18 protein-coding genes are annotated in these 18,341 nt (G+C 44.4%); 8 read left to right on the top strand and 10 right to left on the bottom strand.

Annotated features, from left to right (window positions below):
* Positions 1-64: 64 nt before the first annotated feature.
* The gene (locus D2V05_RS08955) at positions 65-1,489 is read right to left on the bottom strand and encodes a Gfo/Idh/MocA family protein (RefSeq protein ID WP_119647267.1); all 1,425 of its coding nucleotides are present in this window, start codon (positions 1,487-1,489) and stop codon (positions 65-67) included.
* A gap of 206 nt (positions 1,490-1,695) precedes the next feature.
* On the opposite strand from D2V05_RS08955, the gene D2V05_RS08950 reads away from it, so the two are divergent.
* Complete coding sequence (locus tag D2V05_RS08950; protein ID WP_119647266.1) at positions 1,696-3,141, top strand: glycosyltransferase family 2 protein; 1,446 nt, start codon at positions 1,696-1,698, stop codon at positions 3,139-3,141.
* Between the two features lie 23 nt (positions 3,142-3,164).
* On the opposite strand, the gene D2V05_RS08945 is transcribed toward D2V05_RS08950, so the two are convergent.
* The 3 genes from D2V05_RS08945 to D2V05_RS08935 form a co-directional block, all read right to left on the bottom strand.
* Positions 3,165-3,824: an HD domain-containing protein gene (locus D2V05_RS08945; RefSeq protein WP_119647265.1), complete on the bottom strand. Its 660-nt coding sequence runs from the start codon at positions 3,822-3,824 to the stop codon at positions 3,165-3,167.
* Complete coding sequence (locus D2V05_RS08940; protein ID WP_119647264.1) at positions 3,821-4,558, bottom strand: lysophospholipid acyltransferase family protein; 738 nt, start codon at positions 4,556-4,558, stop codon at positions 3,821-3,823. Before D2V05_RS08940 ends, D2V05_RS08945 begins: the two co-directional genes overlap by 4 nt.
* An 84-nt stretch (positions 4,559-4,642) precedes the next feature.
* Positions 4,643-5,053: a BrxA/BrxB family bacilliredoxin gene (locus D2V05_RS08935; RefSeq protein ID WP_119640688.1), complete on the bottom strand. Its 411-nt coding sequence runs from the start codon at positions 5,051-5,053 to the stop codon at positions 4,643-4,645.
* 122 nt (positions 5,054-5,175) lie between these two features.
* On the opposite strand from D2V05_RS08935, the gene D2V05_RS08930 reads away from it, so the two are divergent.
* From D2V05_RS08930 to D2V05_RS08915, 4 genes are all read left to right on the top strand, one after another.
* Positions 5,176-5,913, top strand: a complete 738-nt coding sequence (locus D2V05_RS08930) for a TerB family tellurite resistance protein (RefSeq protein WP_119647263.1) — start codon at positions 5,176-5,178, stop codon at positions 5,911-5,913.
* A gap of 10 nt (positions 5,914-5,923) precedes the next feature.
* On the top strand, positions 5,924-6,508 hold the full coding sequence (locus D2V05_RS08925) for a HupE/UreJ family protein (RefSeq protein WP_119647262.1): 585 nt from the start codon (positions 5,924-5,926) through the stop codon (positions 6,506-6,508).
* Positions 6,509-6,594: 86 nt separating this feature from the next.
* Positions 6,595-7,032 (top strand): deoxycytidylate deaminase, encoded by a 438-nt coding sequence (locus tag D2V05_RS08920; protein ID WP_119647261.1) that lies wholly within the window; start codon positions 6,595-6,597, stop codon positions 7,030-7,032.
* A gap of 16 nt (positions 7,033-7,048) precedes the next feature.
* A complete protein-coding gene (locus D2V05_RS08915) occupies positions 7,049-8,677 on the top strand; it encodes a S41 family peptidase (RefSeq protein WP_119647260.1) in 1,629 nt (542 codons plus the stop codon).
* Positions 8,678-8,684: 7 nt separating this feature from the next.
* Here D2V05_RS08915 and D2V05_RS08910 read toward each other — a convergent pair whose 3' ends face one another.
* Positions 8,685-8,882, bottom strand: a complete 198-nt coding sequence (locus D2V05_RS08910) for a hypothetical protein (protein ID WP_119647259.1) — start codon at positions 8,880-8,882, stop codon at positions 8,685-8,687.
* 9 nt (positions 8,883-8,891) lie between these two features.
* Positions 8,892-9,476 carry a MarC family protein gene (locus D2V05_RS08905; RefSeq protein ID WP_119640701.1) on the bottom strand — a complete coding sequence of 195 codons (585 nt, stop codon included), beginning with the start codon at positions 9,474-9,476 and terminating at the stop codon, positions 8,892-8,894.
* A gap of 120 nt (positions 9,477-9,596) precedes the next feature.
* On the opposite strand from D2V05_RS08905, the gene D2V05_RS08900 reads away from it, so the two are divergent.
* A complete protein-coding gene (locus D2V05_RS08900) occupies positions 9,597-10,166 on the top strand; it encodes a DUF3109 family protein (protein WP_119647258.1) in 570 nt (189 codons plus the stop codon).
* Here D2V05_RS08900 and D2V05_RS08895 read toward each other — a convergent pair.
* Both D2V05_RS08895 and D2V05_RS08890 read right to left on the bottom strand, forming a co-directional pair.
* On the bottom strand, positions 10,159-12,060 hold the full coding sequence (locus tag D2V05_RS08895) for a tetratricopeptide repeat-containing sensor histidine kinase (protein ID WP_235855420.1): 1,902 nt from the start codon (positions 12,058-12,060) through the stop codon (positions 10,159-10,161). The genes D2V05_RS08900 and D2V05_RS08895 overlap by 8 nt on opposite strands.
* An 81-nt stretch (positions 12,061-12,141) precedes the next feature.
* A complete protein-coding gene (locus tag D2V05_RS08890; protein WP_119647256.1) occupies positions 12,142-12,876 on the bottom strand; it encodes a LytR/AlgR family response regulator transcription factor in 735 nt (244 codons plus the stop codon).
* A gap of 897 nt (positions 12,877-13,773) precedes the next feature.
* Between D2V05_RS08890 and D2V05_RS08880 the strand changes: the two genes are divergently transcribed.
* The gene (locus tag D2V05_RS08880) at positions 13,774-14,760 is read left to right on the top strand and encodes a ribonucleotide-diphosphate reductase subunit beta (RefSeq protein WP_119647452.1); all 987 of its coding nucleotides are present in this window, start codon (positions 13,774-13,776) and stop codon (positions 14,758-14,760) included.
* 125 nt (positions 14,761-14,885) lie between these two features.
* A complete protein-coding gene (locus tag D2V05_RS08875) occupies positions 14,886-17,354 on the top strand; it encodes a ribonucleoside-diphosphate reductase subunit alpha (protein WP_119647254.1) in 2,469 nt (822 codons plus the stop codon).
* A 154-nt stretch (positions 17,355-17,508) separates the two neighbouring features.
* On the opposite strand, the gene D2V05_RS08870 is transcribed toward D2V05_RS08875, so the two are convergent.
* Positions 17,509-18,162 (bottom strand): gluconate 2-dehydrogenase subunit 3 family protein, encoded by a 654-nt coding sequence (locus D2V05_RS08870; protein ID WP_119647253.1) that lies wholly within the window; start codon positions 18,160-18,162, stop codon positions 17,509-17,511.
* On the bottom strand, positions 18,162-18,341 hold a 180-nt coding region (locus tag D2V05_RS08865), incomplete at its 5' end, for a GMC oxidoreductase (protein ID WP_147378257.1). The genes D2V05_RS08870 and D2V05_RS08865, both read right to left, overlap by 1 nt.

Here is an 18,341-nt window from a genome sequence, read left to right as displayed (position 1 = left end):
CATAATAATTTTATAAAATATAAAAGCCACCTTTTAGGTGGCTTTTTATTATGATTGGAGAAAATCATTTCAATTCCCAACCTTTTCTATATTCTCTGGTGACCCATTCATTGGCCTTATCGTAGTTGGTGATTCTCATGTTCTCACCATCCCACATAAGCTTTCTCCTTCCTGGAGAATCGTATGGATCCCAATCAGTGGCTTTTTTGCCCGGTTTCAACTCTTTGTACTGGTAGGCTTTTACAGCAAGGTTGCCCATCAATACGGTTTCGGTCAATCGCCCAGCTTTTTCAAAGTTGGAAGAGGTAGGGGTTCCGTTTTGGCAACCATCCACAAAGTTTGCAATATGTCCGCCCACACTACCAGGTACCCTTGGGTATTTTGGAGCCGGAGCTTTATACAGATCCATCATATCGGAAGGCAACAGTCGTGCATTTCTGGAATAGGTATCACAAACCAAGATGCCTTTGTCCCCGTACATTACGGTTCCACCTCCAGAATCACCGATGGTCTCTCCATCCTTCAACTCGTCCGGCAGGTCAGGTTTGATACCGCCATCATACCAGTTAAGGGCAATTTCACCATGGTCTTCATGGTCAAACTTCAAATGTATTTTGGATGATGGAGGACAGGAATGGCTATAATCGGCTTCTACAAAATCACCCACCCAAACCGTGGTACAACTGGCCTCGGCTTCTTTTGGGTAACCCAAATCCAACACGCTGAAAGGAGTTTCCATAATATGGCAGCCCATATCGCCCAAAGCACCTGTACCGAAATCCCAGAAACCTCTCCATTTAAAGGGAAGATAGGCTTCATTGTAATCCCTATCAGCGGCTACGCCCAACCAAAGGTCCCAATCCAATTCCTTGGGAACCCTTTGCTTTTGTGTAGGCATGGGAACTCCTTGTGGCCAAACAGGTCGGTTGGTCCAGCAGTCAATGGTATGTACTTTTCCGATAATGCCGGATTCTACCCATTCACGGGCAATTCGGCTATCATCACTTGAGGCACCTTGGTTCCCCATTTGGGTCACGATGCCATTTTCCTTGGCCACTTTGGTCATCAAACGGGCCTCGTAAATATTATGGGTCAAGGGTTTTTCAACATAAGCGTGTTTTTTCTCGCGCATAAAGGGCAATGCTATGGTAGCATGCATATGGTCGGGTGTGGCCACCATTATGGCGTCAATATCGCCCAATCGTTCATCATATACCTTTCTAAAATCTTTGTAGCGGGGTACATCAGGAAACTTATCAAAAGTTTCCTTGGCACGGCGGGCATCCACATCACAGAACGACACGAATTTTACGCGACCGGTATCGTTCAACCCATTAATTACACTGTTGCCCCTGCCACCAACACCAAAGCCGGCCACATACAAAGTATCACTTGGTGGTACATGCGTTTTGCCCAATACATAGCTGGGAACAATAGAGAATGCAGCCGAGGCAGCGGCGGCATTTTTCAAAAAATTTCTTCTTTGCATTTTGTTTAGTTTGATTATGTCCTAGCAAGATACGAAAAAGAGAAAAAGATCATGGGATTTGCCACGGATTCCATCAATTTGATCTGCAATTAAGGTGCCTCTTAGAATCGGTTATGTGCCTATTACGTTAAAAAATCATGAAAAAGCATCTAAAAAGGGAATGAGAACGTACATCCCAACAAATAAAAAAATTACGAATAGGACACATGGGAAACACTGTATATAACCAATCGCAAAAAAACGCAAATAATAATCTTCATATCGCGTATAAAAAACAAAAGGGATTTCATCTAAAACAAAGAATCAGGACTTTTTTCCAAACAGCGGATGCTTGGGGTGTCTTTGTTCTGGGTAGCACTTTTGTGCTTATGTTGGGCTCTGCTTATCTTGTATATATCCTACAGGGCGATTTTGAACAGTTCAACTTGGAACGAATGGGATCCACATTGGGTCTTTATTTTATGGTTTTTGCAGGGGCCTTGCTTTTCTTCAGGGTCGGCTTTTTTCTATATACGGTGTACAGGTACTTTAAATATAAGGCCATAGCCTCTGTATCGGATGAGGAACTGCCCACTTGTACCGTAATTGTTCCGGCTTATAATGAAGGAAAACAAGTCTACCATACGTTGATCAGCCTTGCCAAAAATGATTATCCCGAGGAAAAATTGCAGCTACTTGCCGTGGACGATGGAAGTCAAGATGATACATGGCATTGGATACAGGAGGCCAAAAGGGAATTGGGAGATTGTTTGGTCATATACAAACAATCCAAGAACCAAGGAAAACGGCATGCACTATACCGCGGTTTCAATGAAGGTACGGGAGAGGTTTTTGTTACTGTTGATAGTGACTCCATAGTAAAAAGAGACACCTTGCGCAATTTGGTAAGCCCCTTTGTCACCAATCCGGAATGTGGTGCAGTTGCCGGCAATATTAGAGTGTTGAACAACGAAAAAGCCTTATTGCCAAAAATGTTGGATGTGAGCTTTGTTCTTAGTTTTGAATTTGTTCGGTCTGCAGAGAGCAGTTTGAACTCTGTTCTTTGTACCCCAGGTGCCTTGGCTGCCTATAGAAGTTCGGCAGTTTTTGCCTGTTTGCCCGATTGGATCAACCAAACTTTTATGGGTAAGCCCTCGGATATTGGCGAGGACCGCGCCATGACCAACATGATTCTAAAGCAGGGCCATCATGTATTGTTCCAAAGGAATGCCTATTGCTATACCAATGTTCCCGAAAAATATCGTGGACTCTACAAAATGTTCATTAGATGGGGTAGGAGCAATGTCCGTGAGAATATAGAAATGTCAAAATATGTGTTCAAAAGCTTTCGTAAGGGCCCAAAATCCGGAACGCGTTTTCTGTTTTTGAGCCAATTCCTTCATATTGTTATGAGCTATCCTTTATTGCTGTTCATGCTGTTCTTCATTTTGTCGCACCCATTGTTGTTCATCAGTTCCACATTGGCCAGCATTCTTGTTGTGACCACTTTCCCGGTATTGTTCTACGCAAAGCGGTATCAACTGTCAGAATCTTTTTGGGCCTATTCGTATAGTATCCTTTATACTTTCGGATTGTTTTGGATTACACCTTATGCCATAGCTACGGCAAATAGAAGAGGTTGGCTGACACGAGGTTTATCCCAGAAAAAATAGGGGTCTAAATTTTTAGGAGAAAGTTATTCCCTACCATTCCATTCTTTGTAGAATTGCTCCAGATATTCAAGCATAAATTGGTGTCTTTCTTGGGCAATTCTTTTTCCGGTTTCGGTGTGCATGCCATCTTTTAGCAAGAGCAGTTTTTCATAAAAGTGGTTGATGGTGGGGGCATTGGAAGTTTTGTACTCTTCCTTGGTCATATTGGGGTTCGGGGGCATGCCAGGGTCATACAGTGCCCTGTTCTTGAATCCTCCGTAATTAAAGGCCCTTGCTATACCGATGGCGCCTATGGCATCCAACCTATCGGCATCCTGAACAATCTCCATTTCTTTTGAAGTAAATGCTCCTTGGTTTTTGTCCAGACTATTTTTAAACGACATGTGTTGAATAATTTTCACTACATGGTCGATAGTGTCTTCCGAAGTATTTTGACCCCTCAAAAATTCTTGGGTCATTTTAGGCCCCAAAGTTTCATCCCCATCATGGAATTTGGGGTCCGAGATGTCATGCAGTAGGGCCGATAGTTGTACTACCAAGACATCTGCCCGTTCATTTTTCAAGATAAGTTTTGCGGTATTGTATACCCTTTCGACATGGAACCAATCATGACCGCCCTCGGCTTCCAAAAGGGTTTTTTTCACAAAATGAACAGTATTTTGTACCAATTGGTCTTGATTCATGATGCGGTATTTACTCCCGAAACAACTTGTTTTTCAACTTCAGCGATAACGTCATCTGCATTTCCTTGGATTTCTACTGGGGCATGCACCTTGAACTGTACATAGGAGCCCAGTCCCATGGGGAATTTGCCATATCTTAACAATTTCCATGAATTGTTTATACTGATAGGTATAATCAAGGCCGAAGGCGCGTTCTTCATCAACACCTTGAGTCCAGTGGTTCTAAAAGGTTTGGGTGCCCCGGTCCGACTTCGGGTACCTTCTGGGAATATCACCGCACTTCGGTTATGCTTTTGGATATATTTTCCCAGTTTTTGGAGCTCTTCAATGGATTGTTTGGGATCTTTCCTGTCGATTAAAGCAGATCCACTATGCCTTAGGTTGAAGGAAACACTCGGAATCCCTTTACCGAGTTCTATTTTGCTCACAAACTTGGGATGGTACTTTCGCATAAACCAGATGATGGGGGGAATATCGTACATGCTCTGGTGGTTGGTCACAATGATCAGAGGCCTATCCGTAGGGATGTCATGTGTGTTTTCAAACTTGTAACGGGTTCCCAAAATACCGGTGCACAACATAATGAACCAATTGAGGATGGAAACGCTCCTTTTATGGGCATCGTATCCAAAAACGTTTAGGCAAAACCATTGAATGGGATGGAAAATCACCAAGACCAATCCGAAACAGATGAAGAACAGAACGGTCAATGGATAGGAAAGCAATTTGAGCACGGCCGCGACTTTAATTTTAGTTAAGCGTAAAAATAAAAAAACCACCCTTAAGGGTGGTCTGTCTTTTCTATATAATCGAAAGCATTAACAAAATTCGTCGTATGCTTCCATCAGGTTTTCTGCAATAATTTCAGCAGGTCTACCTTCAATATGATGTCTTTCGATCATATGTACAAGTTCCCCATCCTTAAAAAGTGCCATACTTGGCGACGATGGAGGAAAAGGGACCATATGGTTTCTTGCAGTTGTCACGGCGTCCATATCAACCCCGGCAAAAACGGTCACCAAATGGTCTGGTGTTTTACCATTCTGTAGGCTCAATTTGGCTGCTGGTCTGGCGTTGGCTGCGGCACATCCACAAACCGAATTGACCACGACCAAGGTGGTTCCTTCCTGTTTTAGGGCGTTTTCTACCGCCTCACTTGTATGTAGTTCCTCAAACCCGGCGTTGGCCAAGTCTGCGCGCATAGGTTTTACCAATTCTTCGGGATACATAGGCTTATTTTTAATTAGATTCCAAAGATACGGTATTGTATGGTTTTTTTCACCACCCTTAACATTGCTTAAAGCTTTGCTTACTGAGCAAAGCCCTATATTTGGGGTTTAAAATTTGCAGGATGATTAAATGGGTGGCCGCCTTTCTCGGCTATTTTGTATTTCGGTTTCCGGGAGCTGTTCTGGGGTTTATCGTGGGAAGCCTTCTGGATAGTTGGGGAAGTTCCAACAGCGGAGGCGGTACGGTGTTCCAGAATGCCAGCAAACAGACCGTTTCCCCTGCCGATTTTGAATTGAACCTCCTTTCCCTGTGCTCCATCATCATAAAGGCCGACGGCAAGGTAAACCAAACCGAGTTAGATTATGTAAGGCAGTATTTTTTGAACACGTATGGAAAGGAAAGGGCCAACGCCATTTTCCGAACCTTCAACGAAGTCATCAAAAAAAGAGAGGTTTCCGCGGAGCGTATCTGTGCCTATATGGTACAACGCACCCGTTACGAGGTCCGATTACAATTGTTACATTTTTTGTTCGGTATTGCACAGGCCGATGGGCAATTGAGCTCCTCCGAAGTCCAAAAGCTGAGGGAAATAGCCGGTTATTTGCGAGTGGGCGCACATGATTTTGAAAGCATAATGGCCATGTTCGTGAAATCTGCCGATAATGCCTATAAAATTTTGGAAATTGATAGAAGTGTCACGGATGATGAAGTGAAAAAAGCCTATCGTAACATGGCAAAAAAATACCATCCCGATCGTGTGGTGACCGAAAATGAGGCCATCCGGAAAGGAGCGGAGGAAAAGTTCAAGGAAGTACAAAAAGCCTACGAGACCATTCAAAAGGAGCGAGGAATTTCATAATCAAGAAGCTATGCAAGAGTTTTTTTTCTACGTTAAAATGGGGCTTCACCACGTGTTGGATCTTGGGGCCTATGACCATATCTTGTTCTTATCGGCCTTGGCGGTGCCCTTTACGTTCAAAAATTGGAAGCATGTATTGGTGTTGGCGACCATTTTTACCGTGGCCCATTGTACCTCGTTGGCACTATCCGTATATGAAGTCGTGACTGTGGATGTGGGACTCATAGAGTTCTTGATTCCAGTGACCATTTTGGTGACGGCTTTGTTCAATTTTACCTACATGTTCAAAGAAGGGGTGAATATTGGTGAACTATTGCATTATGTGGCCACCGGATTTTTTGGATTGGTCCACGGTTTTGGCTTTTCCAATTACTTCAAGATGTTGATGGCAGAAGAAGAAGACAAGGTTACACCGCTTTTAGGTTTTGCCACGGGAATAGAACTGTCACAGGTGACCATTATCCTGATAGTTTTGGGCATAGCTTTTGTGGTATTGGATCTGTTGAAGGTAAAACGGAGCATTTTTATTGCGGCGGCCTCAATTTTGATCATTGCCATTACAATACCCTTGCTCATTGCTACGTTTCCCAAGTGAGGGCATCGTTAAAATTAATCGAATAAGGTTGTAAGGATCTTCCAAAGCAGGTATATTTATTTAATTATCAGCTTATTCATGGATTTATGAAGGAGAGCAAACAAGAAAAGTACGATAAGGCATACCTAAGGATGGCCCAGGAATGGGGTAAACTGTCCTACTGCAAAAGAAGGCAGGTGGGGGCCATTATCGTAAAGGATAGAATGATTATTTCCGATGGGTATAACGGGACCCCAACAGGTTTCGAGAATGTTTGTGAGGACGATGAAGGCTATACCAAATGGTATGTGCTTCATGCTGAGGCCAATGCCATATTGAAAGTGGCATCCTCAACCCAGTCCTGTGAGGGGGCTACCTTGTACATTACCTTGTCCCCTTGTAGGGAATGCAGCAAGTTGGTTCACCAAGCTGGCATAAAACGTGTGGTATACCAACAAGCTTATAAAGATGACTCCGGATTGAAGTTCTTGGAGCGGGCTGGGGTAGAAGTGCTCCATTTGCCCATTTTGGAAGAAATGGTCTAAACACCATATTGCTATTATGAAAAAGATCAACGGATATATTTGGCCCACCTTGTTGGCACTGGCAGTAGCCATCGGCATCTTTATAGGGGGCAAACTCCACTTCAACGATTCACCGGAAAAACTCTTTTCCACCAATTCCAAAAAGGATAAACTCAACAGACTCATCGACTATATCGATTATGAGTATGTGGATGAAATAGATACGGACAGTATTGTGGATGTGACCGTCAACAACATATTGGGCAAATTGGACCCCCATTCCGTTTATATTCCCAAGAGTGAAATGAACGAGGTCGCTGAGAGCATGAAGGGGGATTTTGCCGGTATCGGCGTCAGTTTTTATATGTTTAGGGATACCATCACCGTGATCAGGACCATAAAGAACGGGCCCAGCTACATTAGCGGTATAAGGCCTGGTGACCGTATTTTAATGGCCGATCAAGATACCTTGTACGGCAGGAGGATACCCAATGACGATGTGGTTTCCACTTTAAAAGGAAAAATAGGGACCAAGGTGAACCTGAAGGTTTTTAGAAAATCCGAGAACAAGGTATTGGACATGTCCGTGACCCGTGACCGTGTACCGATCAGGAGCGTGGATGCATACTACATGCTAACGGGTGATATGGGTTACATCAAAATAAATCGTTTTGCGGAATCCACCTTTGATGAATTTAAGGATGCCCTCAAGAAACTAAAATTGAGAGGGGCCGAAAAATTGGTCCTCGACCTTAGGGACAATCCCGGTGGATATTTGGGCATTGCAGAAAAACTGGCCGATGAATTTTTAGGGGAGGACAAATTGATCGTGTTCACCAAAAATAAAAAGGGAAGGATAAAAAAAGCGTACGCTACCGACAAAGGAGATTTTGAGGACAAACCCGTATATGTGCTGATCAACGAGCGATCGGCCTCTGCCAGCGAGATCATCGCAGGAGCCCTTCAGGATAACGATATCGGAACCATTGTGGGAAGACGTTCTTTCGGCAAAGGTTTGGTACAACGCGAAATGGACCTCGGGGACGGTTCTGCGGTCAGGTTGACGGTAAGCAGATACTACACGCCCACGGGTCGTTCCATCCAAAAATCATACAAGAACGGTAACCACGATTATTATAAAAAGTTCATGGAACGCTATTCCAGCGGGGAGCTTGTATCGGCCGATAGCATTAAGGTAGCGGACTCCCTAAGATTTGTGACCCCAAAAGGGAAAGTGGTCTACGGTGGTGGTGGGATCATTCCCGATGTATTCGTGCCCATAGGCAGCAATGAGGAAGAGGCCATAGACAGCATGGATGACACCTACCAATTCTTCGCTAGGTTTGTTTTTGAACATTTGGAAGAGGACAGGACACGCTATGCCGAATATACCCAGAACCAATTTTTGGATGAATTCAAGGTAGACGACATCCTTTTTGACCGTTTTATCCAGTTTGTGTTGGATAGAAAGGTAAGGTTGGATTTCTATGCCTATGAGGATAAGATAAAGGCCTATCTGAAGGCAAATATTGCAGAGCAATTGTTTTCGCCCAACATGTCCGCACAAATCAAAGGGGATTTTGATCCCATGCTGAAAAAGGTAAAACAACTGGATGAAGCCATAATAGACCCATCCCAAGTAGGAGCCGTTAGGGTCAAACCTTGATCGAATCTTACTTCAGCTTCTTTTCAATCTTTTTGGAGGTCATAAAGATCAGCAGCAATACGATGGCACACAACGAGGCCACAATGCCGATGAGGGCAATGGTACTATCGCCATGGAACGGATTTTCAAAATCCACTAAGGTCACATTATAGGCGATGAGCCCCATGGCCAAAATGATGAGGATGATACTAAGGGTCTTATTCATGACACTGTTTTAATATCCGTGCTCGAGCAATTGGTTGATGTTGGAGGCAAAAAGCTTTACCGCAATGGCCATCAAGATCACACCGAACACCTTTCGGATGATGTTAAGTCCATTTTTGCCCAACACCCGTTCTATTCGCGCACTGGATTTAAGAACGATATATACAAAGATAATGTTTAGTAGAATGGCAACAATGATGTTCTCCACATGATATTCGGCGCGAAGGGCCAAAAGTGATGTCATGGTTCCTGCACCAGCGATCAAAGGGAAAGCAATGGGAACGATGGAAGCGGTCTCCGGCACATCGTCACGATATAGGGTAATCCCCAAGATCATCTCAATGGCCAGAAAGAAAATGATGAATGCACCGGCCACGGCGAAGGAGTTCACATCGATACCGATGAGCTTCAAGATCTTTTCCCCAACGAACAAAAACGCCACCATAATGCAGGCAGCAACAATCGAGGCCTTTTCCGATTGTATGTGACCTACCTTGTTCCTTAGCGATATGATGATCGGGATGCTTCCCAAGATATCGATCACGGCAAAAAGGATCATTCCCGCTGTAGCTATTTCCTTAAAGTTGAAATTCATGGCACCTATTTTTTTCGGACAGCAAATGTACGTGTAAAAAAACCTTTTGGATGACATTAAAAAGTTTATAAAATGTCAAATTTTGGGTTTTGGACTACCTTTGTCCCAAAACTGAGCTGTATGTTCCAGATAGGAAAAACCATCGTATCCGAAGAGATCTTGGAAAACGATTTTGTCTGCAACCTGAATGCCTGTAAGGGAGCCTGCTGTGTAGGTGGGGAGTATGGGGCGCCCTTGGAGGATTCCGAAACGGATAAATTGGTGAACGTTTATCAGGATGTTAAACCGTATTTACGCCCCGAAGGTATAAAGACCATAGAGGAACAAGGTGCCTTTGTAAAGGGAGAGGATGGTGAATGGGAAACCCCCTTGGTGAACAACAATGAGTGTGCCTATGTGGTGTTTTCGGAGGATGGGATAGCCAAATGTGGATTGGAGGCTGCCTATGAAGATGGTGTTACCAAATGGAAAAAGCCGATATCATGTCACCTGTACCCTGTTCGGACCCGGGAATATTCCGAGTTTACGGCGGTAAATTATCACAAATGGGAAATATGTGATCCGGCATGCAGTTTGGGCAAGGAGTTGAAAGTCCCCATATACAAATTCGTGAAGGATGCCCTGATCAGAAAATTTGGTAAGGCATGGTACAACGAATTGGAAGAGGTTGCCAAGGGCAATCCTAAATAGTGGGGATGTCCAAGATGACCTTGGTTCCATTGGGATTCCCATTTTCGTCGAAGAGGTCCACAATGTCCACATCAAATTTGTTTTGGTAATCCTTGGAGAAATTGGCTAGTCGTTCCTTGGTAATATGGATACCCACTGATTTTCTTTTGAGTACCCTGTTCTCTTTGTTGGCTTCGGCCATGGTTCGTCCCACCCCATTGTCGATGATTTCGATGGTTACATGCCCTTGGTCTTTTCTTTTAACCCGTATCTGTATTTTCTTGTCGCCCTCCTTGGGAGACAGTCCATGCCAAAGAGAGTTTTCTAGAAATGGTTGTAGGGTAAGGGAAGGGATTTTAATATTGTCGATGTAGATATCCTTGTCCACATTGATGCTGAAATCGATTTCATTGGAAAATCGAATATTCTCGATGTTCATATAAAGCTCCACGGTCTCCAACTCTTCTGCTAGGGAAATTTCCCGTTGTGAAGAGGCTTCCAAAATCTTTCGGACCAGTTTTGAGAACTTGTTCAAGTAGTGCACCGCATTTTTTTGCTCGTTGTTGATGATGTAAAGCTTGATGGAGTTCAACGAGTTGAACAAAAAGTGGGGGTTCATTTGGCTGCGGAGCATTTTCTGTTCCAAGGTAAGTACCCTTTTTTCGTTTTTGCTCTGATATTGTCGGTACAGGATATAAAGAATGGAAGAAATGAGCCCAACGATCAATGCGCTCACCAACAGCGTAGTCTGGTTTTTCTTCAACCTTAGCCTAACGATCTCGTTTTCCTTGGCCAGTACGGCAATTTGGTTGTTCTTTTTGTCCGCTTCGTACCTAACGATGATATCGTTCATGTACCGTAGGTTGGTGGCACTGGATATTTCGGCATCATACTCATCTGCTTTTTTGTAAAATTCGTACGCTTTTTTATAATCACCTCGGGCATTCTCCAGTTCCGACATTTTTTGGTACCCGTACAGGATGCTACTGGGGAGATTTCTGGTTTTGGCCATTTCAAGGCCTTCCGCAATAAAATCATGGGCCTTTTCGTAATTCCCCAATTTGGTATGTGCCCAACCAGTGTTGATGAAGACCGATGAGGCGATGAAATAATCACCGATTCTTTTGGATTCGTCATGTAGGGGCTCCAAAAGTACCAAGGCGGCATAGGGCATATCCTGTTTCAGATAGATCTGTGCCAAACTGTTCTTGCAGATCACACGTCCAATATCTGAGTTGATTTCTTCATTATAGGCCAGTGATTTTCGATAATTTTCGAGTGCAGCATCCAAATCGCCCTTTTCTTCAAGGCAATGGCCAATGTTCTGGTGGTTGATGGCAAGACCTAGTTTGTTGCCCAGTTCCTCTTCCAGTTTTAAGGCACGGCGAAACTGCATAATGGCCAAGTCGTACTGTTCCAAGGTCTGGTAAAGGTTCCCAATGCCGTTCAAGGCCACATTGATGCTCCTTTTGATATGATCCGATGGGTTTTCCACCTGTTCGGCCAATTCAAGTGCCTTTTGGTGATAATCCAGTGCCGTCTTTATGGCATCGGTGCGTCGGTAAACAACTCCCAACATATTCAGGCTCAATACCCGCATCTCGGTATTGTTCGCTTTTTCCGATAGTTCCAGGGCCTGTTCGTGCAACTGGACCGATTTCTCATATTGGGAATAGTTCCTGTACTTCATTCCCAATTGGTTCAAGGCGTAGGCCTCGCCTTCCAAGTAATCGTTTTCCTTGCTTATGGCGGCAAAATAGCGCAATAAGGTGGTATCCCTTTTTTCCTGGTCGAGTTCCTCGTCTATGGACTCATAGGTTTTGGGCCTTAGTTGCGCAAGGGTTTCTGCTTTTTCCTTAAAGCCTTCAGGAATGTCTTGACCGTTTGAGGCAATAGTTGTAAGAAGAGCAAACAAAAAAAACAGAGTTGTTCTTTGTACTCGATGTAGGTGGTCGATTTGTTTGAACTTTATTATGGCCACAGGGTTTTGGGATGGTTACAGCATATCCAAAAAGTCGGATTTTTTTTGCCGGGAGACAGGGATTTTATGATTGGATTCCAAAACCACATAGCCATCGGTTTTTAGGAATTCTTTGATCTTGTTGAGGTTAATGATATAAGAGTTGTGGATTCTGAAAAAACTATTTTCAGGCAAAAGCGCATTGACTTCCTTTAATTTTTTGGTGAGCAGGATCTTTTGCCCATCCTTTAAAAAGATGGTACTATAATTTCCGTCGGATTCGGCAAACAGAATTTCATCGCTGTTCAGAAAGACCAATTTACCGTCAGTATTTATGGTGATTTTTTTGCTGTGAGACTCAGCATTGAAATTCAATAGAATTTTTTCCAGCCGTTCAACGGTCAGATTCTTGGCATTGTGTCGCTTGATCTTGGCAATGGTAATTTCAAGATCATCCGTATCAATGGGTTTGAGCAAATAATCGATGGCCTCGTTCTTGAGGGCCTGGAGTGCATATTGGTTATAAGCTGTTGTGATCACTACAGGGAAATCCTTGTTCTTCAGGTTTTTGATAAACTGAAAACCATCCATGGCCGGCATTTCAATGTCCAAGAAAAGGCAATCGGGGGTATTGCGCTCCAAATAGTCCAATGCCTCATGGGCATCGGTAAAGGACGCAACAATATCCACCTCATCACTCAAATTGGTCAATTCCCAACTTAGGCTTTGAAGTGCCTTGATCTCGTCGTCAACAATTACGGCTTCCAACATATGGTGTAGGTATACGTTATTTCAAATTTAGGATTATTCTTAATACAGATCTAAAATTATGTGCTAATGGACATTTAACGCGTATAACTGGTAGAAAATGCAAAATCATGTGAAAAATGTCAGCTTTTGGGACAAAAAACGGAATTATTGGGTGTACAGGATCGGATTGGGAAAATGCCCAAAACCAATTATACACAAAAAGCGACCGTTCATACATACCCAACATGGCCCAGAATTTTTGTTATCTATCTTGGCGCTACCAAAAATTAGGGGACACTAAAAGATGTATTGAGATGAGAAAATGTATAATTCTTTTTGTGATTTTGATTGTTGCCTTGGTTTTTGCTGCGGTATCGGAGCACAAGCAAATCAAGATTCGATCCGACTGGGACAATGTCGTTGCCAAAAAATGACATCTCACAACCAACGTTCTTAACATATTGTATTACCAAAAATTGTACGGCCAGAGCAACCATTCTCTTGATTATAGGAAACCGCTTGCAAGACAAAATCTTCAGTTTGGCCAAATCTGGAATTGATTTTAGGTTTCGGGGGAACTACCTAGAACAATAAAGGATTGTCAAGGCACAACTTGGAGAGGCCGTACTGTTTGGTAATATCTTAATCATATGCACGTTCATCATAAAGGCTGGACCAAAAGGTATCTTCAAATATACTTTTTGGTCTTTTTTTTGCGCTGAGAAATCTTTCCACGATCCCTGATTTCATCAGCCCTTCGCCCACGCTTGGCCATCCTAGATTTCAACATTGAGTGTTAAAAACTTTGCTCCCGTTTTCGGGTTTGCCCCTTTACTTTTCACCAACATTTTTAAATATTTGTCTCCTCTGTTCAAGAGGAAACCTCCTTCCAAACTAAATAACGATATAAAGAACAACATGTCCGAAGCAATTGAGCCCATATTACAGGAAAACAAGGATAGATTTGTAATCTTTCCCATTCAACACCATGACCTTTGGGAATGGTACAAAAAATGTGAAGCGTGCTTTTGGACCGCCGAAGAGATCGATCTTCATCAAGACCTTACCGATTGGAATACCAAATTGAACGAGGACGAGCAGTATTTCATCAAGCACATACTTGCTTTTTTCGCAGCTTCGGATGGTATCGTGAACGAGAACCTTGCCGAAAACTTTGTGAACGAAGTGCAGTTTTCAGAAGCCAAGTTCTTCTACGGTTTTCAGATTATGATGGAGAACATCCATTCAGAAACCTATTCTTTGCTCATCGATACCTATGTAAAGGATGAGAAGGAAAAAAACACCTTGTTCAAGGCCATTGAAAATTTTCCTGCCATAAAAAAGAAGGCCGATTGGGCCCTTAAATGGATAGAATCACCAAGTTTTGCCGAACGTTTGATCGCTTTTGCTGCGGTGGAAGGAATCTTTTTTTCCGGCGCCTTTTGCTCCATCTTCTGGTTGAAGAAACGGGGATTGATGCCCGGCCTAACCTTTTCCAATGAGTTGATATCTCGGGATGAGGGGATGCACTGCGACTTTGCCGTTCACCTACACAATAAACATTTGGTGAACAAGGTACCAAAAGAACGTATCAAGGACATCATTGTGGATGCCCTCAATATAGAAAGGGAGTTCATTACCGAATCACTACCAGTGAGCCTGATCGGGATGAACGCCAAATTAATGACCCAGTACTTGGAGTTTGTAACGGACAGATTGTTGGTGGAACTCGAATGTGAAAAGGTGTACAATGCCACCAATCCATTCGATTTCATGGACATGATCTCCCTCCAAGGGAAGACCAATTTCTTTGAAAAACGTGTATCGGAATATCAAAAGGCAGGGGTGCTGAACAAAGAGAAGGACTCCGATTCCCAGAAGATTAGTTTCGACGCGGATTTTTGATCATTAGAAAATTGCAGCCCTCCTAACCATAGGTTTAGAGGGTTTTCATGGCCTTTATTTTAAAATGTTAATTTTTTAACAGTACTAAGGAACAAATCAACAACGACTAAAACACGAGTAACACTATGTATGTAGTTAAAAGAGATGGGAGAAAAGAGCCGATCATGTTCGATAAGATCACGGCCAGGGTTAGAAAACTTTGTTACGGACTCAACGGTCTTGTTGATCCGGTAAAGGTGGCCATGAGGGTCATCGAGGGACTGTATGATGGGGTTACCACTTCGGAATTGGACAATTTGGCTGCGGAAATCGCCGCCACTATGACCACAACACATCCCGATTATGCGAAGCTAGCTGCTAGGATATCCGTCTCCAACCTACACAAGAACACTAAAAAGTCCTTCTCCGAAGCCATGAAGGACCTCTACGAATATGTGAACCCAAGAACAGGAAAAAAAGCCCCGTTACTTTCGGATGAAGTGTACCAGGTCATTTCCGAGAATGCTGAAAAGCTGGATTCCACCATCATCTACAATCGTGATTTTGGCTATGATTACTTTGGATTTAAAACCTTGGAACGTTCCTATTTGTTGAAGATCAACGGAAAGATTGCCGAACGTCCCCAACATATGTTGATGAGGGTTGCCGTGGGCATCCATTTGGATGATTTGGATTCCGCAGTGGAAACGTATGAGTTGATGTCCAAAAAGTACTTCACCCATGCCACCCCGACCCTGTTCAACTCCGGCACCCCAAAACCGCAAATGTCTTCCTGCTTTCTTTTGGCCATGAAAGATGATAGCATCGATGGCATTTACGACACCTTGAAACAGACTGCCAAGATTTCGCAATCTGCAGGAGGTATCGGGTTGTCCATACACAACATTAGGGCCACGGGATCCTACATCGCCGGGACTAATGGTACCTCAAACGGAATTGTTCCCATGCTCAGGGTTTTTAACGATACAGCCCGTTATGTGGACCAAGGTGGCGGAAAACGTAAGGGTAGTTTCGCCATTTATGTGGAACCTTGGCATGCCGATATTTTTGACTTCTTGGAACTGAAAAAGAACCACGGAAAAGAGGAGATGCGTGCCCGCGACCTGTTCTATGCCATGTGGATTCCCGATCTGTTCATGAAAAGGGTAGAGGCAGATGCCGAATGGACATTGATGTGCCCCAATGAATGCCCAGGCTTGTTCGATTCCCATAGTGAAGAATTTGAGGCCCGTTACTTAAAATACGAAGCCGAAGGCAAAGGTAGAAAGACCATAAAGGCAAGGGACCTTTGGGAAAAAATCCTGGAATCCCAAATCGAAACAGGTACCCCGTATATGCTTTACAAGGATGCCGCCAATCGCAAGAGTAACCAAAAGAATTTGGGGACTATCCGTTCCTCCAACCTTTGTACGGAGATTTTGGAATATACTTCCCCGGATGAGGTGGCCGTATGTAATTTAGCCTCGATAGCCCTTCCCATGTTCATAAAGAATGGAGAGTTCGACCATAAAGAACTTTTCCGTGTCACCAAACAAGTCACCCGTAACCTGAACAAGGTAATCGATAGGAACTTTTATCCTGTGGAAGAGGCACGAAATTCCAACATGAGGCACAGACCTGTTGGTTTGGGTGTCCAAGGATTAGCGGATACCTTTATCATGTTGCGATTGCCCTTCACCAGTGATGAGGCCAAAAAGCTTAACCAAGAAATTTTCGAGACCCTCTATTTTGCAGCGGTCACCGCTTCCATGGAATTGGCCAAGGAAGATGGGGCCTATTCCAGCTACAAGGGATCACCTATTTCCCAAGGGGAGTTTCAGCATAACCTTTGGGGGATAAAGGACAGCGAACTATCCGGAAGATGGGATTGGGATAAATTGAGAAAGGATGTCTTGAAACATGGGGTAAGGAACTCCTTGTTGGTCGCTCCTATGCCCACTGCTTCCACTTCGCAGATTTTGGGGAATAATGAGTGTTTTGAACCCTATACCTCCAACATCTATACCCGAAGAGTGCTTTCCGGGGAATTCATTGTGGTGAACAAGCACTTGTTGGAAGACTTGGTAAAACTGGGACTCTGGAACGAGAATCTGAAACAGGAATTGATGCGTGCCAACGGTTCGGTACAAGATATCGATGCCATTCCACAAGACATCAAGGAGCTTTATAAAACCGTTTGGGAACTCAGCATGAAGGATATCATCGACATGAGCCGTCAACGAGGATATTTCATTGATCAGAGCCAATCCTTGAACCTGTTCATGGAGAATGCCAATTATGCTAAATTGACCTCTATGCACTTCTATGCTTGGAAAAGCGGATTGAAGACAGGTATGTACTACCTAAGAACAAAAGCCGCGGTAGACGCCATTAAATTCACGCTGGACAATACCAAAAAGAGCGAGGAACCAGTGGCTGTTGTGGCCGAAATTGAAACCCCATCCAATGCTGCAGAAGAAATAAATGTAAACGCTATGTCTGTAAGTCAACAGGAAGTTGACATACAGCCCTTAACGCCAGAAGAAATGAAAGAAATGATTGCACGCGCCAAAGAAGGCCAAGCAGACGATGACTGCTTGATGTGTGGATCATAGTCAGTACCGGGCTTTACGGTACATGTGATAGTGTTTATTGATTAAATGCCTCGGAAAAGGTTCACCCCACATTAGAATCATCCGAGGTATTTTTTTGAATAAAAAAAGGGCCGCCCGGTTTGGGAGGCCCTTTTGTTATTCTATGTTCCTGTCGCTATTCGGACCATGCCTTTCCACCGGTAAGGGTGTTGAGGTCCCCACAGCCGATGTACTCCCCTGGGATGGGCAGGTAGGCCAGTACCTCCTCGCCGACCTTCTCAGAGGACTTGTAGGCCCATGTGGCCAGGTCCCTGAGCTCGTTGGCGAAGGTGTAGCGCGCCACCTCGTCGTCCAGGGTGGCCTCGCCCCCCTGCATGATGGCCTGCATGTAGTTCATCACCGCCTCGTTGTGCGCCTGTTCCTCCTCGTCGGTGCGCTTTTTCAGGTAGGTGGCGAGCACCGGCTCGATGTCCGCCGCCTCCAGCTCCGCCAGCTCCGTCTTGCCGGAGCCCTCCAATGCCCTGTCATAGAACTTCTCCATCTTCATCATTGTGAAGTCCCTTTGGTCCAGGGGCATCACCTCGTCCAGATAGGAGTCGATGAAGGCGTGCACGTTCACCTCGGTGGCCGAGGGGGTATCGGTCCTGGGAAGGATCACGTCCAGGGTGGTGGCCAGGGCCTGTCCCTGTCCCTTGTCCAAAAAGCCGGGCGTCCATTCCGCATAGGCCGGTTTGTCCTTGCAGCCCTGGAGCAGGCTTAACAGTGTGGGGGTCGCCACGGCGTAGCCGAAGGCCATCCCCATGTTCTTGAGTGCTGATCTTCTTTCCATTAGATGTTTCCTTTTTTGAGTTCCTGGGCGGCATGGTTGGCGGCCCTTGCGGTGAATGCCATGTAGGTGAGCGAGGGGTTCACGCAGCTGGCAGAGGCCATGAAGGCCCCATCGGTCACGTAGACGTTCTTGCAGGTGTGCACCTGGTTGTTCCCGTTCACCACCGAGGTCTTGGGATC

Origin of the sequence: Flagellimonas pelagia (assembly GCF_003584135.1) — a bacterium.
Taxonomy (GTDB): domain Bacteria; phylum Bacteroidota; class Bacteroidia; order Flavobacteriales; family Flavobacteriaceae; genus Flagellimonas; species Flagellimonas pelagia.
This window is presented reverse-complemented; position numbering and strand designations above follow the sequence as displayed.

Bases quoted from the DNA above. Each gene is read 5' to 3' on its own strand.
- D2V05_RS08915 (WP_119647260.1), top strand. From the start codon at position 7,049: ATGAAAAAGATCAACGGATATATTTGGCCCACCTTGTTGGCACTGGCA.
- D2V05_RS08955 (WP_119647267.1), bottom strand. From the start codon at position 1,489: ATGCAAAGAAGAAATTTTTTGAAAAATGCCGCCGCTGCCTCGGCTGCA.
- D2V05_RS08935 (WP_119640688.1), bottom strand. From the start codon at position 5,053: ATGTATCCCGAAGAATTGGTAAAACCTATGCGCGCAGACTTGGCCAAC.
- D2V05_RS08930 (WP_119647263.1), top strand. From the start codon at position 5,176: ATGATTAAATGGGTGGCCGCCTTTCTCGGCTATTTTGTATTTCGGTTT.
- D2V05_RS08880 (WP_119647452.1), top strand. From the start codon at position 13,774: ATGTCCGAAGCAATTGAGCCCATATTACAGGAAAACAAGGATAGATTT.
- D2V05_RS08945 (WP_119647265.1), bottom strand. From the start codon at position 3,824: ATGAATCAAGACCAATTGGTACAAAATACTGTTCATTTTGTGAAAAAA.
- D2V05_RS08920 (WP_119647261.1), top strand. From the start codon at position 6,595: ATGAAGGAGAGCAAACAAGAAAAGTACGATAAGGCATACCTAAGGATG.
- D2V05_RS08870 (WP_119647253.1), bottom strand. From the start codon at position 18,162: ATGGAAAGAAGATCAGCACTCAAGAACATGGGGATGGCCTTCGGCTAC.
- D2V05_RS08900 (WP_119647258.1), top strand. From the start codon at position 9,597: ATGTTCCAGATAGGAAAAACCATCGTATCCGAAGAGATCTTGGAAAAC.
- D2V05_RS08910 (WP_119647259.1), bottom strand. From the start codon at position 8,882: ATGAATAAGACCCTTAGTATCATCCTCATCATTTTGGCCATGGGGCTC.
- D2V05_RS08925 (WP_119647262.1), top strand. From the start codon at position 5,924: ATGCAAGAGTTTTTTTTCTACGTTAAAATGGGGCTTCACCACGTGTTG.
- D2V05_RS08875 (WP_119647254.1), top strand. From the start codon at position 14,886: ATGTATGTAGTTAAAAGAGATGGGAGAAAAGAGCCGATCATGTTCGAT.
- D2V05_RS08890 (WP_119647256.1), bottom strand. From the start codon at position 12,876: ATGTTGGAAGCCGTAATTGTTGACGACGAGATCAAGGCACTTCAAAGC.
- D2V05_RS08950 (WP_119647266.1), top strand. From the start codon at position 1,696: ATGGGAAACACTGTATATAACCAATCGCAAAAAAACGCAAATAATAAT.
- D2V05_RS08905 (WP_119640701.1), bottom strand. From the start codon at position 9,476: ATGAATTTCAACTTTAAGGAAATAGCTACAGCGGGAATGATCCTTTTT.